Raw genomic sequence first — 16323 nt, 5'->3', positions numbered from 1 at the left:
CCTCAAACTTTTTTATGCGATGCGTCACACGAAGTCGTCCAAGCATGCCGTCGTCAGCCGACAGCACGCTTCGCGTCTATTAGTGCTTCACATCGGCGCCATCTGTCTGAGCCGATGCCTGACCTTCCATGTTCATCTTCATTTCGTTGTTGGCGGCCTGCTTATCAGCCTTCTTGTTGATCTTGGCGTCGCGCACCTGCTCCTTGTATTGCGCCTTCGCCGCCTTCTGCTGGTCGTTCATTTCAGCCTTCGACGCCTTCTTCGACGCACGATATTCGGCGTTGGCCTTCGCGTTGGCGTCACGCTTTTGCACCAGCGGATCGGTCGAGCCCGACGCGGTCAGACGCGTCGGCGCAGGAGTCGCCGGTTGCATGCCCTGAGCGGCGTCCGTACCTTGCTGCATCTGGGCTTGCGGCTGGTCGCCCGCCCCTGCGGCGGGTTGTGCGGTTTGCGCAACGGCAGCAGTCGCGGCAAAGGCGGTCAGGGCGGTACCGATCAGAAGCGAACGAATCTGGGTCATGGCTAATCCTCTCTAAAGTTGTTGTGACGCGGGCGTATGGGTTTAGGGTCCGGCTCGCGCAGGATGTTTTCCCGCTGCTTGCCACCGACGCCACCCGGTCTTCACGCTGCTGTAAATTCAGCAGGCTTTGCTACATGAGTCCACTTTACGAGTGAAATCGACGATGTACGACCAGTGTTACGGAAGGTTTCACTTTCTGACAATCGCATAACAACTGCGTACCTTAGTCCAGCCGAGGCCGGCATACACCGCGAGCTTCATTCAGGGCAAGCTTGTGGCTTATGATGCGAACCCTTTGCCTGGAGGCGCAAACGCCATGCCCAACCTCGATTTCACGCTCACCGGCGACTACGTCGAACTGCACAATCTCCTGAAGATAACGGGTCTCGCAGACAGCGGCGGCTCCGCAAAAATGATGGTTGCCGACGGCGCAGTCACCGTCGACGGCCGGGTCGAGACGCGTAAAACCTGCAAGATCCGCGCGGGCCAGGTCGTGCTGCTCGGCGATACGCGTATTGCGGTACACGAGGCCTGACCGGTCTCCGGGCACATACTGACGCGGCCTGACAATCCGGAAAGCTGTAGGACGGCGCGCACCAGAATCGTGCTTCTTCGATCGACATCGCCGGACGCAACCCATAAGCTGTTGGTTTCGACAGGCAAACAAGCGGCTGACAAACCGGCATAACGCGCGTTTCATCGCACGACCGGCAGCGGGAAACACCGGGCAGACACTGGCGGACACGGCAAGCAGGCCCGCAACGACGAGCGCAGACAATCAATTTCTGCGCTGCGTCGAGCGAGCGCTCACTACGCCGGCTTTTTATCGAAGCTTGTACGGCCCGCACCCGCCCTGCCGCGACTCGCCGCCAGCCAGCAGCCCCGGCCGGCCACCGAGCCACCCACTGTCGCCAATCTGGATATTTCCGCCGTCAGGCGCTTTCATGACTCAATCCGGCTTCTCCCGGCTGGCCGCCAGGCCGCCGACCCTGTCCCGCCACGCCGCCGACACCGCGCGGCTCGCCGCTCCGCTCGCCATCGCGCAACTGTCGCAAATGGCGATGAGCGTCACCGACACCATCCTGCTCGGCTCGCTCGGCCCCGACGCGCTTGCTGCGGGCGGCCTCGGTGCGAACCTGTTTTTCGTCGTGGTCACGCTGTTGCAGGGCGTGCTGACATCGGTGAGCGTGAGCGTGTCGCACGCGCGCGGCGCGCAGGACGACGGCCGCGTGCCCGACATCTACTGGACCGGCTTTGTGCTGTCGCTGCTGCTGTCCGTGCCGGCGTTCATCCTGCTGTCGTTCGCTTCGCAGATCCTGCTCGCGTTCGGCGAACCCGGGCTGCTTGCGCACAACGTCGGCGAATATGCGGCGGTGCTGCGCTGGGGCGCGCCCGCGAGCCTGATCGGCGTCGGCCTGATGCGCTCGTTCCTGCCCGCGATCGGCGCGGCGAAACGGCTGCTGTGGGTGTCGATTGCGAGCGTCGTCGTGAACGCGTTTCTGAACTACGGGTTGATTCACGGCGCGTATGGTTTGCCGCGGCTCGGCTTTCTCGGCTCGGCGGCGGCGACGTCGATCACCGTCTGGCTGAGCGCGATCGTGCTGATGGCGCTGTTGCATCTGCGGCCGCGCTATCGCCATTTCGTCGTCGCGACACGGCCCAAGGTCCCGTTGATGGGTGAACTGTTCGGGATCGGCTGGCCGGTCGCGATCACTTACGGCGTCGAATCGATGCTGTTTCTCGCCACCGGCCTGATGGTCGGCCTGCTCGGCGAGTCGCAACTGGCCGCGCATCAGATAGCGCTGAACGTGGCGTCGGTCGCGTTCATGGTGCCGCTCGCGATCGGCCAGGCGGCCAATGTGCGGGTCGGCTACTGGTCCGGCGCGGGGCAACCGCTGGCCGCGCGCCATGCGGGTTTTGTCGCGCTCGCGCTCGGCGTCGGCTTCATGACGTTGTCCGGCATGGTGCTGATCGCCGCGCCGCGCTGGATCGTCGGCCTTTACCTGCATCTCGACGATCCGGCCAACGCAGCCACGGTCGCGCTGGCGAGTTCGCTGCTGGGCGTGGCGGCAATTTTCCAGATCGTCGACGGCATGCAGACGGTGGGGTCCGGCTGCCTGCGCGGGCTGAAGGACACTCGCGTGCCGATGATCGCCGCCGCGTTCGGCTACTGGGTGATCGGTTTTCCGACCGGCTACACGCTGGCGTTTCACTTCGGTCTCGGCGCACGCGGGCTGTGGTGGGGACTCGCGGCAGGCCTGGCGAGCGTCGCGGTGCTGATGACGCTGCGCTTTCACAAGCTGAGCCTGCGGCACGTGTCGCCGCAAGCGGCCGATGCTCCGTCGGCGGGGCCGGTTTGAACCGGCGGTTTGAATTGACGGTTTAAATTGAGTGAGGCGGTGCGAACAGGCGTGGCTCAGTAATCCGGCTTCAATGGTTCGCGCCCGTTTGCACGCATGAGCGCGCTTCGCGCCGGGCCCCCGCCAGATCCTGTCGAGCCTCCGTCCCAAGCCCATCCGCCGCAAAAGGTAAAATGCCGGTCCCGGCACCGTGGCGCACACCCGCATCCAGGCGCCGGAACCCGCTAGCACGCCTCACAAAGGCCAGCATCGCCACAAGGCTCATCCATGGCCCGCCCGGCTCGCCGCTTCGTCGCGGCAGACTTCGAAGGCCCGCCGTCCTGCAGGACGGCCCGCTCGACACACCCCGATTTACCCCGCCTCACCCCGACTTCTCGCGATAAAACATAACCAAGGACCACCCGTCATGCTTGCCCGCGTCACTCGTCTGTTTCCGCTCTGGGCCGTGCTCGTCTCCGTCGCCGCCTACTTCTCGCCGGCCTCGTTCGCCGGCATTGCGCCGCACGTCACCACGCTTCTCACCATCATCATGCTGGCGATGGGCGTCACGCTGTCGGTGGCCGACTTCCAGCGCGTGTTCACGCGGCCCGCGCCGGTAATCGCCGGCATCGTGCTGCATTACCTCGTGATGCCGCTCGCCGCATGGGTGATCGCCAAGGCACTGCGCATGCCGCCGGATCTGACCGCAGGCATGGTGCTGGTGGGCAGCGTCGCGAGCGGCACGGCGTCGAATGTGATGATCTATCTGGCGCGCGGCGACGTGGCGCTGTCGGTGACGATCAGCGCGCTGTCGACCCTCGTCGGCGTGTTCGCGACACCGCTGCTCACGCGTCTTTACGTGGATGCGTCGATCTCCGTCGACGTGCACGGCATGCTGATGAGCATCCTGCAGATCGTCGCGTTGCCGATCGTGGTCGGTCTGATCATCAATCATCTGTTCGGGAAATTTGTGCGCAAGATCGAGCCGATTCTGCCGCTGATCTCGATGGTCGCGATCGTGCTGATCATCGGCGCGGTGGTGGGCGGCACGCAGAAGAGCATCGCGTCGGTCGGGCTCGTGGTGATGGTCGGCGTGGTGCTGCATAACGGCATCGGACTGCTCGGCGGCTATTGGGGCGGCCGCCTGCTCGGTTTCGACGAAGCGGTCTGCCGGACGCTCGCGATCGAAGTGGGCATGCAGAATTCGGGCCTCGCCGCGACGCTCGGCAAGCTGTATTTCACGCCGATCGCCGCGTTGCCCGGCGCGCTGTTTTCGGTGTGGCACAACCTGTCGGGTTCGCTGCTCGCGGGACATTGGGCCGGACGTCCGGCGAAAGGCTCGACGCATCCTGATGGCGAGCGCGTGCTGGACGCGAAGCGCGGGTAAGCCGTTCAGGCAAGCCCTGTCCGCATAAACCGGACTCTTGAACAGCATTCGGTGGTCGCGGTCTCGCATCGAGCGATGGCCGCGACCAGAAAACATCCAGGCTCGCTGCGCACACTGGACGGCGGTCACTTCGGCTGCCCTACTGCAAAGCTCGCGTTCGTTTAATTGGCTCGAGCTGCCTCTGCGTCCGCGCAGAACAACCCGCCGACAGACCGAATAACGCGCCCAATAACGCGTCGAATCAGGCACCTTTCAAGACGCTTCGCACGCTTCCCTTCCTCGCCAGATCCCCACCCTGCCCGCCAAAAAAACCCCACTCGCAGAATCCCTTAGAATGCATTTCTCGTCAGCGTGAGCTACGCTGCCGCCACGAAAAGCGTACCAACCAAGGGAAGACAGCGTGCCGGGGCATCACAACCAGAACCACGACGCACAGCAGCCAGAGTGCGCGCTCAGCAGACCCCGGAAGCCGTTCACCTGGGAATCGACGAGACATTTTTTCCTGCTGCTCTGCGCGACGGCATGTCTGACCGCCTGCGCCACCAAGCCTCCCGCCACCGCGTTCGATCGACAGATCACCCACGCACTCCCCGTCAGCGAAACCACGCCACTGAGCACCGCGCTCGCGCCGCTCGAAGCCGCGCATCCGGGCCAATCGGGGTTCCGCGTACTGTCGAACGGCACCGACGCGTTGCAGATGCGCATAGCGCTAGCTCGCTCGGCGACCAGAACGCTCGACATGCAGTACTACATCGCCAACGAGGACACCACCGGCAAGCTGCTGCTCGGCGCTGCGCTGTATGCGGCCGATCATGGCGTGCGGGTGCGGATGCTGGTCGACGACCTGAATTTCAAGGACATCGACCGCATCATGGCGGGGCTGAATTCGCACGACAACATTGAGATTCGCGTGTTCAATCCGTTCGGCAGCGCGCAGGAAGGCGTGTTCGAGCGCACGACGAATCTGTTCACGCAGATCGGCCATTTCACGCGCCGCATGCACAACAAGGCGATGATCGCGGACAACCAGTTGGCGATCGTCGGCGGCCGCAATCTCGGCGACGAATATTTCAGCGCGAGCGAAACGCTGCAATTCCGCGATCTCGACGTGCTGGCCGCGGGCCCGATTACCGCCGACATCTCCGCGAGCTTCGACGACTACTGGAACAGCAGCATCTCCTATCCGCTGCGAGTGCTGAACAAGCAGAAGTTCGACCAGAAAGAGCTCGACGCCACGCGCGACGACCTGCGCGCGCACTGGCGCACCAACGCCGATCCGTACAACGCGAAACCGCTGAACGCGACGCCGCTCGCGCAGCAGATTGCCGGCGAGCAACTCGGCCTGACCTGGGCGCCCGCCGAATTCAAGGCGGACTCGCCTGAGAAGATCGTGCATCCGTCGCCCGATTACATCAGTCCGCCGATGCAGCGCCTGGGTGAACTGACGCGCGACGCGCGCAAGGATTTACTGATTATTTCGCCGTACTTCGTACCGCACGAGACGGGCGTCAAGGCGGCGGCCGAACTGACGCATCGCGGGGTGCGTGTCGCCATCCTGACCAATTCGCTGGCCGCGACCGACGCGGTCGCCGTGCAGGCGGGTTACAGCCCGTTTCGCGTGCCGTTGCTGCAACAAGGCGTCGAACTATACGAATTCAAGCCGCAACAGGACACGCCGACCGCGCGTCTGACCGGCTCGAAATCGCGCGCCAGTCTGCATGCCAAGACCTACGTGGTCGACGACAAGATTCTGGTGATCGGCTCGATGAATCTCGACCCCCGCTCGGCCAATCTGAATACCGAACTGGCGCTGGTGATTCACAGTCCGCCACTCGCCGAACAGGTCGCGCAGATTTTCGCGCGCGCTACATCCCCGGAGGCAAGCTATCGCGTCACGCTCGCAGACGACGCGCAGCTTGCTTATCTCCACTCGATCGGCGCACCACCGTCGCCGCTCGTGTGGACCGATACAGAAGACGGCATCAGCCGCACCTACATTTTCGATCCACAGGCCGGGTTATACCGGAATGCGTTAACGGGTCTATTCTCCCTATTGCCCGTCAACGCAGAACTTTGAGAACCGGAGTTGAACATGACTGAAGACGTACGCATGGAGCGCGACACGTTCGGCGAAATCGCGGTGCCGAACGCTCGTCTGTGGGGCGCACAAACGCAGCGCTCGCTGCAGAATTTCCGTATTTCGACCGAGAAGCAGTCGCCCGAACTGATCACTGCGCTGGCTATCATCAAGCGCGCGGCCGCCGAGGTGAACACGAGCCTCGGCGTGCTCGACGAAAGCAAGGCCAAAGCGATTATCGAAGCAGCCGACGAGATCATCGCCGGCAAGCACGCTGGTGAATTTCCGCTTGCCGTGTGGCAAACCGGCTCCGGCACGCAGACCAACATGAACCTCAACGAGGTGATCGCGAATCGCGCGAGCGAGTTGCTCGGCGGCGAGCGCGGCGAAGCGCGCAAGGTGCATCCGAACGACGACGTGAATCGCGGCCAGTCGTCGAACGACGTGTTCCCGACCGCCATGCACGTGGCCGCCGCCGACGCGATCGTCAAGCATCTGCTGCCCGCGTTGAAGACGTTGCGCACCACGCTCGACGGCAAGGCAAAAGCGTTCGCCGATATCGTCAAGATCGGCCGCACGCATCTGCAGGACGCGACGCCGCTGACGCTCGGCCAGGAGTTTTCGGGCTATGTCGCGCAGCTCGATCACGGCATGCAGCACGTCGAATCGGCGCTGCCGCATCTGTATCAACTCGCACAGGGCGGCACGGCGGTCGGCACGGGTTTGAACGCGCATCCGCAATTCGCAGACAAGGTCGCGGCGGCAATCGGCAAGCAAACCGGCCTGCCGTTCGTGTCGGCGCCGAACAAGTTCGAAGTGATGGCCGCCGCCGACGCGCTGGTGTTCGCGCACGGCGCGTTGAAGACCGTCGCGGCGAGCCTGAACAAGATCGCCAACGACATCCGCTGGCTCTCGAGTGGTCCGCGTTGCGGCCTCGGCGAACTGTCGATTCCGGAAAACGAACCGGGCAGCTCGATCATGCCGGGCAAGGTCAACCCGACTCAATCGGAAGCGCTCACGATGCTGTGCTCGCAGGTATTCGGCAACGACGTCGCGGTGAACATCGGCGGTGCGAGCGGCAACTTCGAGTTGAACGTGTTCCGTCCGATGATCGCGCACAACGTGCTGCAATCGGTGCGTCTGCTTGCCGACGGCGCGCTCAGTTTCAACGACAACTGCGCGGTCGGCATCGAGCCGAATCACGACCGTATCGAAACGTTGCTGAACGAATCGCTGATGCTGGTGACGGCGCTCAATCCGCACATCGGCTACGACAAGGCCGCAAAGATTGCGAAGAAGGCACACAAGGAAGGCACGACGCTGAAGGCGTCGGCATTGGCGCTCGGCTTTGTCACCGAAGCGCAGTTCGACGAGTGGGTTCGCCCGAACGAGATGGTGGGAAATTAAGCGGGATTTCCGCTGAGTGAATCGTGCAAGTGGTGAACGATTCGCCACTTGCACGGCGACGATCTGGGCATTACTCGAAAACGACTCAGGTTCAGGTTCAGGGCCGCCAGAACTTCACGTTCGTGCGGTCAATTCCCCAGTCGAACCAGCGCGTCGTTTAAACCTTCCCCTGCGCCACTTCTTCCGGCTTCAGTTCGACGATCGCGTCGAGCGCTTCCTTCACGTCCATCGCGTATTTGGCGAGGCGCTTCTGTTCATCCGTCTGCGGCACGAAAGCCGGCACCGGTACCGGATGACCGTTCTCGTTGACCGCGACCATCACGACCAGGCAATCCGTGGTTTGCAGCAGCTCGCCGCCCTTCGGATCGCCCGCCTGCACCGACACGTGAATATGCATGCTGGTGCGGCCCGTCGCGACGACCCGCGCGCGCAATTCAACGAGGTTGCCAACCAGAATCGGCCGTCGAAAGCGGATATTGCCGACGCTGACCGTCACGCAATAGCGTCCCGACCACACCGCCGAGCATGCGTACGCGGTTTCGTCGATCCACTTCATCAGCGCGCCGCCGTGCACCTTGCCGCCGAAGTTGACCGAGCTGGGTTCGGCGAGAAAGCGGAAAGTGGTTTCCGAACGGTCCAGCGGCGCTACGGGTGGGGTGCTCATGTTGACTCCGGTCAATCGGATGCATTGAAAGGAGGCGATTATACGAGCGCAATATTGCTTGCGTCGCGAGTCAACATGGGTTGTGACGCGGGATTGTTGTGAAAACGGGCCGGATTCTTCCTGAGGACTTTCAGGTGGCCTGAGTGGAGCGACGTTTGTCCGCGCTTATTTGCGCACGGAGATGCCTTCGTCGATCGTGCCGTACATGCTGATGCTGCCCGACCCCGAGCCGGCATTCGATCCGGCTCCACCCTGGGCGCACGCGGTGATCAGCAGAATGGTGGCGGCGACGGCGAGAAAAATTTTCATGACAACGTGTTCCGATCCGGCAAAGACAGGCGTGAATTTTAGCCTGGCGGACCTGGCCGACGCAGAAAGACTCCCGGCTGCCCGATCCCGCCGGACTTTCATCGCCGAAGGATTCCATTGTTCACGCCAGGCTGAAACATCGAATGCCCAAGCCCGCTAAAGTGGATCACATGGCGCCCCACTCGCGCCGCCCATTGGAGACGCCCATGTCCGCCACCCTTTCCGACGAACAAAACCATTTCCCCGGCTTGAGCCGGATCGGCGCGCTGCTAGCCGACCCCGGCCGCGCCGCGATGCTGTGGGCGCTGATGGACGGCAGCGCCCGCCCCGCCGGCGAACTGACGATGATCGCGGGGCTGTCGCCGTCGGCGGCCAGCGCGCATCTCGCGCGTCTCACCGACGGCGGCCTGCTTGCGCTTGAAGTGCGTGGCCGGCATCGCTATTTCCGGATCGCGACGCCCGAAATCGCTGCGTCGATCGAAGCGCTCGCCAACGTCGCGCAGGTCAGCGCGCCGCAACGGGCCGCGCCGCGCCCGGTGCGCACGGTGCCGCTCGACATGCGCTACGCCCGCACCTGCTACGACCACATGGCGGGCGAACTGTCGGTGCGGGTGTTCGAGAAGCTGGTCGAGCGCGGCTTGCTGACGCTGCACGGCACGTCGCTCGAAACCACACCCGACGGCGCCGGGCATTTCGCCGAATGGGGCATCGATACGTCCGCGCAGAAAAGCCGCCGGCGCCGCTTCGCCTGCACCTGCCCCGACTGGAGCGAGCGACGGCCGCATCTCGGCGGCGCACTCGGCGCGGCGCTGCTCGATACGTGGTCGGCCAGCGGCTGGGTCGAGCGCACCGAGCGGCCGCGAATTCTGCGGATCACACCGGACGGGCATCGGCACTTCGATGCTTTTCTCGCGGCGTAAACCATTCGCCACGACGCGGCTGGCACGCTCGACAACCCGTTAATCCTTCGACGAAAAGCGTTGCCGAGACCTTTTGTTACACGCCTATATGAGAGCCTTACAAAACTGCGGGCCTTGAAACAAACGCCACGGGTAAAGTGACTCACGGACATGGCAAACGGCCGCGTCCGTCGGAGATAAATCATGAGAACAGTCACCCACCACCGTCATTCGAATCGTCGCAGTCAGGGCTTGACGCGCTACACGCTGATCGCCACCGCCGCGTTCCTGCTGGCCGCGCAGGCGGGCTTCGCGCAGGAGTTGCCGACCCAGCCCTCGCCTCAGGAATTCGCCGCGAGCAACCCGAACGCCGATCCGCCGGGCCGCGTCGCGCGGCTGAATTACACGGCGGGCGCCGTGACCACCGAACCCGCCGGCGCCACCGACTGGTCGTACGCACAGATCAACCGCCCGCTCACCACCGGCGACCAGCTCTGGAACGATCAGAACGCGCGCTCCGAATTGCACATTGGCTCGACGGCGGTGCGCCTCGGGCCGTCCACCAGTCTCGACGTCCTCAATCTCGACGACAACGCCGCGCAGCTCAAAGTCGCGCAAGGCACGCTGTCGACCCGCGTGCGCGAACTCGCGCCGGGCTCGTCGTACGAAATCGACACGCCGAATCTCGCGCTCGGGCTGAACGGTCCCGGCGACTATCGTGTCGACGTCGCGCCGGACGGCAGCAGCACGACCGTGACCGTGCGCAGTGGCAGCGCGACCGTTTACGGCGACGCCGGCCAGGTGCCGGTCGCGGCGGGCCAGCAGGTGCGCTTCGGCGGCACCGGCTTGCAACAGCTAGCCGACAACGGCGTGCCGGGGCTCGACAGCCTCGACCAGTGGGCCGCCACGCGCGATGCCGCCGAAGACCGTTCGGTGTCGGCGCAATATGTGTCGCGCGACATTCCCGGTTATCAGGATCTCGATGCCAACGGCACGTGGCGCAACAGTCCGCAATACGGCGAGGTGTGGGTGCCGCGTGCGACGCCCGCCGGCTGGGCGCCCTACCACGACGGCCATTGGGTATGGCAGGCGCCGTGGGGCTGGACCTGGGTCGACGACGAACCGTGGGGCTTCGCGCCGTATCACTATGGCCGCTGGGCTCAGGTCGACGACACGTGGGCATGGGTGCCGGGACCGGTCGAAGCCGATGTTCAGCCGGTTTATGCACCGGCGCTGGTCGCGTTCGTCGGCGATGACGAAGGCGGCAGCGGCGCGGTCGACTGGGGCGTGAGTCTCGCGGTCGGCGGCGCGCTCGCGGCGGGGGTCGCGTGGTTCCCGCTCGGCCCCGGCGAGCCGTGGCATCCGCATTGGGGCGGTCACGATCACTGGAGCCCGGGGTACTACAACCGTGTCAACCGGACGACGATCGTCAACAACTACAACCGCAACGTCGACATTCACAACACGTACATCAACTATCACGCGCGCGGCGGTTTGACGGCTGTGCCGGCGACCGCTTTCGTGCACGGTCAGCCGGTTGGGCGTTTCGCGCAGAAGGTCGATCCGCAGCAATGGCGCAACGCGCGGATCAACCCGGGCGGACCGGGAATCGCGCCCGTGCGCGAGAGCTTCGGGCCGGGTCTGCGAAACGCGAATTACCGGCCGCCGGCGGCGGTGATGGCGCGTCCGGTGGTCGCGACGCGCAATCCGGCGATGCCGGCCGCGTATCACGACAGCCTCGCGCAACGTTTCGCGCAGAGCGGCGGCCGGGTGCCGGGTGCGGGTCAGCCGATTGTGCGGACTTCGGTGCCAGCGCATATGGCAGGCGGTCCGGGCGCGTTGCCGGTGCAAAACGTGCGGGTGGTCCAGTCGCATATCGCGGGACATCCTCCGGGGATGGCGGCTGCGCCGGGGGCACCGGGTGCGCCTGGTATGCCGGCGGCTGGCGGACCGCGTGGTATGCAGCAGGCTGAGCAGCGGCCAGGCGTCATGCCGGGACAGGCGCAGCAGCGCGGCGGTGAAGTGCAGCAGCGACCGGGGATGCCACCGCAAATGGCGGCGCAGATGGGGAATCAACGGGCGCAGTCAGGGGAGATGGCGCGTCCGTCGAACGGGGTGCCTCGTCCGCCGCAAGCGAACGGCGGCGGCAATCCGGGCGCTTTCGCGCAGCAACACGGGATGCCGCAGCAGGCAGGTCAGCAGGCGGCTGAGAATGGGCGCCGCGAACCTGCGTGGACGCAGCCTCATACGCCGATGGCGCAGCAGGCGCAGCAAGGACAGCGGCCGGGTGGGCAGCAGGAACAGGCAGCACGGCCGGGGTTCGAGCAGCGGCCAGGCGGTCAGGCCGAAGGTATGCAACCGCGTGGCGCTCCGCATCCCGGTGAAAATCCGGCGATGCAGCAGCAGGCGCAAATGCAGGCACAGCAACAGGCGCGCATGGAGCCGCGTGCCGAGCAGCGGGCTCCGCAGCAGATGCAGCAAGCGCAGGAGGAACGTCAGCAGCAAGCTCAGCAGCAACAGGAGCAGCGTATGCAGCAGCAACGTCAACAGCAGGCTCAGCAGCAACAGGAGCAGCGCATGCAGCAGCAACGTCAGCAGCAGGCTCAGCAGCAACAGGAGCAGCGCATGCAACAGCAACGTCAGCAGCAGGCTCAGCAGCAACAGGAGCAGCGCATGCAACAGCAACGTCAGCAGCAGGCTCAGCAGCAACAGGAGCAGCGTGTGCAGCAGCAACGCCAGCAGCAGGCTCAGCAGCAACAGGAGCAGCGCATGCAACAGCAACGTCAGCAGCAGGCTCAGCAACAACAGGAGCAACGTGTGCAACAGCAGCATCAGCAGATACAGCAGCAACGCCCGCAGCAGCAGCAACAGCAACACGCCGAGCAACATACCGGCGGCGGCAACCGCGACGAGCATCACAAAGGCTAGCCAACGCTGTCACACGCTGCATAAAAAAACCCTCGCGACTCACATCGCGAGGGTTTTTTCTTCTACGCGGCCAGGATAGCCGCGCCTCTGTCCGGTATCAGATCGCCATCGGCGCGGTCAACGGCTCATGGTGTTTGTAACCGACCAGCGAGAAATCCGAAGGCTCGATCTTTTCCAGCCATTCCGGCTCGAACACGCCGGTTTTCGCGTAATCCGGCACGCGGTCCGAAATCGCGAAAGCCGGACTCTCGTACGGCTCACGCGTGAGTTGCTGCTGCAACATATCGAGCTGATTCTCGTAGATGTGCGCATCGCCGATAAAGTACGTGAACCAGCGCGGCGTGTACCCCGTCAGACGCCCCACCAGATGCAGCAACGCCGCGCCTTCGGTCAGGTTGAACGGCGTGCCCAGCCCGACATCGTTACTGCGGATATACAGGCACAGCGAAATCTCGCGCTTCGCCACGTTCGGCAGAAACTGATACAGCAGATGACACGCCGGCAGCGCGATCTGATCCAGCACCGCCGGATTCCACGCGTGAAACAGAATCCGCCGGTCGGCGGGGTTCTGCATGATCGTGTCCAGACACTGGCGCAACTGGTCGATCGCCTTGTACAGCAGCACCTTCGGGCTGCCGTTTTCGTCGAATTCGGTGACCACCTGGAAACCGCGCGCGGTCGCATCGGCGAGTTGCGCGCTTGCGCCGGCGTCGAGCACCTTGTACGCCGGCCATTGACGCCATTGCACACCGTAGACATCGCCGAGATCGTCCGGCCCCTGACGATACGGGTTGGCCAGCCACTGCGGATTCTGGTTCGCGTTCGCGTCCCACACCTTGCAGCCGAGATCGCGGAAATCCGCGGCACTGCGCGACGCGCGCAGAAATCCGACCAGTTCGCCGATCGCCGACTTGAACGCCAGCTTTTTCGTCGTGACCGCGGGGAAGCCCTGCTGCAGATCGAAGCGCAGCATCGCGCCCGGCATGCTGATGGTACGGATGCCCGTGCGGTTCTCCTGCCACGTGCCGGTGTCGAGGATCGTGCGGACGAGGTCGAGATATTGTTTCATGCAGGTTCCTTCGACGAGGCGCGGACCAGAGTCCGACCGCGCGCCACGGGGATTGAGCGTAAAACCCGATTTTAACAAGCGCGGCGCGCGAGCGCCCGGTCGAGGCTCGCGAGTGGGGAAATATCGAAGCGAAACGAAACGAAAAGACTAGCGGGCGCGATACGCGGCCATCTTGTCGACGATGACCGCGCGTCCCCGAAATTCGGATGATCAGCGAGTGAACATGTGACCGCGGCGGCTCAACGCAAACCAGGTCAGCGCCGCCAACGCTTTCAAAGATGTGGCACCGACGCCGGCAAATCCCCATGTGGCGACGACATCGGCTCGCCTTCCATATGCCGCATGCCATGCGAACACAGCAGACGGTACAAGGTGACGCGCGAAATGCCGAGTTCCTGCGCGGCATCGCCAAGCCGTCCGCGATGACGCAGCAACGCCAGTTCGATTGCCTGCCGCTCGGCGGCTTCCCGTGCCTGCGCAAGCGACACCGGCACGATCTCCACATACTCGGCCAGTTCGAGATCGCGCGCGGTGATCGCCCGGCCCTCGGACATCACAATTGCACGGCGCACCCGGTTGATCAGCTCGCGCACATTGCCCGGCCAGCCATAGTTATGCAACGCCGCGATCGCGTCCGGCGCGAAGCCGCGCAGACGCCGGCTCGCATCTTTCTTGAAGCGTTCCAGCATATGCCGCGCTAGCAGCTCGATATCCTTGCCGCGCGCGCGCAGCGGCGGCTCGTCGATCTGCAGCACGCAAAGCCGGTGATACAGGTCCGAGCGAAAGCGCCCTTCGATCATCGCGGCGGTCATATCGACGTGAGTCGCCGAAATGATGCGCACGTCGACATCGATCGCGCCGTGTCCGCCCAGCCGCTCGACCTTGCGTTCCTGCAGGAACCGCAGCAGGCTCGCCTGGCTTTCAAGCGGTAAATCGCCGATTTCATCGAGAAAAAGCGTGCCGCCATTGGCGGCTTCAACTCGCCCGATCTTGCGCTGATTCGCGCCCGTAAACGCGCCGCGTTCATAGCCGAACAGTTCGGATTGCAACAGATGCGGTGGAATCGCGCCGCAGTTGATCGGTACAAAAGGCGCGTTGCGGCGTGCCGAGCGTTCGTGAATCGCGACGGCCGTCAATTCCTTGCCGGTACCCGATTCGCCGGAAATAAACACTGGCGCATCCGTCATCGCCACTTTGCGGATGGAGCGGAACAGCGCGAGCATCGCGTCGCACGAGCCGACCATTTCGCCTTCCGCGCCTTGCGACGCATCGTTCGACGCAGGTTCGCCGAGCGAAATCATCCCGTAAGCGTGCCCGACCGAATCGACGATCCGGTCGCCCGAATAAGGCACGGTCACGTAATCGAAACAGTAATCGCGAACGAGACGGCGCAACGCGGCGTCCTGCAATTGGCCCGGCGTAGTAGCAGCAACCCAGCCGACATTCGGCATGGTCAGACAGGATTCGAAAGCGGCGATTTCGTGCGGCTGGAAATCGCTGGAAAGATCGAGCAAACCGCCCGCTGCCATTCCGGCGCGAACTGCCCGGCGCACGTCGCGCGCCGACCCTACGACTTCAACGTGCCAGCCGCGCTGGTGAAAGCGAGTATGCAGTTCCGCGCTTGGATCGCGCGAAACGTAAATCAGTTGCCGCGTTGCGGGTTCCATTATTCAGATCCTCTCGTCAACGAACGTTAAGGACGACGCACGCACCTGAATCTCGATTCAGACACGCTGACTCGTTCGGGATTCGCAAATAGCAAATACCGAACGGCCATTCCATTCCGTGCGGACAGCTGATCCCCAAGAAAGCGGCGTGTGTGTTTGAGACGGCCCATTTGTGGGCTTTTTTAAATCTGAAGCTCTTTTCGAGAGCTTACTATACGCGCGCCGCTTGGAAAACAATTATGCGAATTTAATCAGGGACCCTTGCCCAGCAAGGCATTCACGGCATAAATCAATTATTAAACCGACAAATAAAACATTAGTGGAAGCGCTTTTCCTGGCGTTCACCCGCAGATAGTCCGTAGCGGCGCGATTAACAAATTATAGGTATTTTGTGCCTCCCGTTTCAGCGTTGAAACGTTTTTGACCGATTTCCGAATCGTTACTCCCTGCTTTTCGGGTCGCATCCCGATCCATCAATGGATTGCGAGCGATGGCACACGTTTCGCTAAATGCTGTGCACCAAGGAGACACATCATGCGATTCGTTTTCCGCATTGATCTACACAATATCGTGCCGTGCGCCGCCCTCTTCACGGCGCTTGCACTGAGCGCCCTGTCCGGCGGCGTCCAGGGACAGGAGGCCACCCAGGCCGGAACCGCCATGCTGGCGGAATCCGCCGATCCGGCCAGCCACGCTCACTTCATCTTCACGAGCATGCAGTCCGCTGCGTTGGCCTCGTCCAGCACCGGCGCCGACGCTCTCGCCGAAGGCAGCCCGCTCGCCAGCTACGCGCTGACCATGCCGGTCGATGGTGCATCGATGAACGATATTTCGCTCGACGACCAGATGCTCTCGCGTCAACGCGGCGGCGCGCTCGGCATGGTGATGGTCGCCGCGACACCGCAACTGATGCGCGGCAACGGCAGCGTGACGCTGTGGGATGAGATCGCGCCGCCGTCACCGATGCCGATTCCGGTCGACGCCGCACGCAATGCCCAGGGCAATGTCGCCACGTACCAAAGAAAGTAGCGCGAACAAATTAACGATGCAAACAGAC

General features: G+C 63.6%; 14 protein-coding genes. 8 read left to right on the top strand and 6 right to left on the bottom strand.

Features of this window, described 5'->3' with window-relative positions; all coding sequences use genetic code 11:
* Positions 1–79: 79 nt before the first annotated feature.
* Positions 80–520: a hypothetical protein gene (locus ABH945_RS02655; RefSeq protein WP_429249635.1), complete on the bottom strand. Its 441-nt coding sequence runs from the start codon at positions 518–520 to the stop codon at positions 80–82.
* A gap of 316 nt (positions 521–836) precedes the next feature.
* On the opposite strand from ABH945_RS02655, the gene ABH945_RS02650 reads away from it, so the two are divergent.
* On the top strand, positions 837–1055 hold the full coding sequence (locus ABH945_RS02650; RefSeq protein ID WP_011489423.1) for an RNA-binding S4 domain-containing protein: 219 nt from the start codon (positions 837–839) through the stop codon (positions 1053–1055).
* Between the two features lie 288 nt (positions 1056–1343).
* Here the strand turns inward: ABH945_RS02650 and ABH945_RS02645 are convergent, their stop codons facing one another.
* Positions 1344–1466, bottom strand: coding sequence for a hypothetical protein (locus ABH945_RS02645; RefSeq protein ID WP_429249634.1), 123 nt, complete (start codon positions 1464–1466; stop codon positions 1344–1346).
* On the opposite strand from ABH945_RS02645, the gene ABH945_RS02640 reads away from it, so the two are divergent.
* The 4 genes from ABH945_RS02640 (at position 1465) to fumC (ending at position 7730) form a co-directional block, all read left to right on the top strand.
* A complete protein-coding gene (locus tag ABH945_RS02640) occupies positions 1465–2880 on the top strand; it encodes an MATE family efflux transporter (protein ID WP_074764991.1) in 1416 nt (471 codons plus the stop codon). The two genes, ABH945_RS02645 and ABH945_RS02640, sit on opposite strands and share 2 nt — an antisense overlap.
* A gap of 406 nt (positions 2881–3286) precedes the next feature.
* Positions 3287–4246, top strand: a complete 960-nt coding sequence (gene panS, locus ABH945_RS02635; RefSeq protein WP_074764993.1) for a ketopantoate/pantoate/pantothenate transporter PanS — start codon at positions 3287–3289, stop codon at positions 4244–4246.
* Positions 4247–4646: 400 nt separating this feature from the next.
* Complete coding sequence (locus ABH945_RS02630; protein ID WP_429249633.1) at positions 4647–6323, top strand: phospholipase D family protein; 1677 nt, start codon at positions 4647–4649, stop codon at positions 6321–6323.
* A 15-nt stretch (positions 6324–6338) separates the two neighbouring features.
* Positions 6339–7730: a class II fumarate hydratase gene (gene fumC, locus ABH945_RS02625; RefSeq protein ID WP_074764995.1), complete on the top strand. Its 1392-nt coding sequence runs from the start codon at positions 6339–6341 to the stop codon at positions 7728–7730.
* A 157-nt stretch (positions 7731–7887) separates the two neighbouring features.
* Here fumC and ABH945_RS02620 read toward each other — a convergent pair whose 3' ends face one another.
* Positions 7888–8394 carry an acyl-CoA thioesterase gene (locus ABH945_RS02620; RefSeq protein ID WP_042321988.1) on the bottom strand — a complete coding sequence of 169 codons (507 nt, stop codon included), beginning with the start codon at positions 8392–8394 and terminating at the stop codon, positions 7888–7890.
* 165 nt (positions 8395–8559) lie between these two features.
* On the bottom strand, positions 8560–8703 hold the full coding sequence (locus tag ABH945_RS02615) for a hypothetical protein (RefSeq protein ID WP_429249632.1): 144 nt from the start codon (positions 8701–8703) through the stop codon (positions 8560–8562).
* A gap of 206 nt (positions 8704–8909) precedes the next feature.
* On the opposite strand from ABH945_RS02615, the gene ABH945_RS02610 reads away from it, so the two are divergent.
* The gene (locus ABH945_RS02610; RefSeq protein ID WP_074764997.1) at positions 8910–9623 is read left to right on the top strand and encodes an ArsR/SmtB family transcription factor; all 714 of its coding nucleotides are present in this window, start codon (positions 8910–8912) and stop codon (positions 9621–9623) included.
* Between the two features lie 183 nt (positions 9624–9806).
* Positions 9807–12530, top strand: coding sequence for a DUF6600 domain-containing protein (locus ABH945_RS02605; protein WP_429249631.1), 2724 nt, complete (start codon positions 9807–9809; stop codon positions 12528–12530).
* A gap of 97 nt (positions 12531–12627) precedes the next feature.
* Here the strand turns inward: ABH945_RS02605 and ABH945_RS02600 are convergent, their stop codons facing one another.
* Complete coding sequence (locus tag ABH945_RS02600) at positions 12628–13599, bottom strand: thymidylate synthase (protein WP_429249630.1); 972 nt, start codon at positions 13597–13599, stop codon at positions 12628–12630.
* A gap of 272 nt (positions 13600–13871) precedes the next feature.
* Positions 13872–15266: a sigma 54-interacting transcriptional regulator gene (locus ABH945_RS02595; RefSeq protein ID WP_429249629.1), complete on the bottom strand. Its 1395-nt coding sequence runs from the start codon at positions 15264–15266 to the stop codon at positions 13872–13874.
* 534 nt (positions 15267–15800) lie between these two features.
* Here ABH945_RS02595 and ABH945_RS02590 point away from each other — a divergent pair.
* Complete coding sequence (locus tag ABH945_RS02590) at positions 15801–16295, top strand: hypothetical protein (protein ID WP_429249628.1); 495 nt, start codon at positions 15801–15803, stop codon at positions 16293–16295.
* Positions 16296–16323: the final 28 nt, after the last annotated feature.

Origin of the sequence: Paraburkholderia sp. GAS333 (assembly GCF_050435665.1) — a bacterium.
GTDB lineage: Bacteria > Pseudomonadota > Gammaproteobacteria > Burkholderiales > Burkholderiaceae > Paraburkholderia > Paraburkholderia fungorum_A.
Note: the sequence above shows the minus strand (reverse complement) of the source record. Positions and strands in the feature narration are given on the sequence as shown.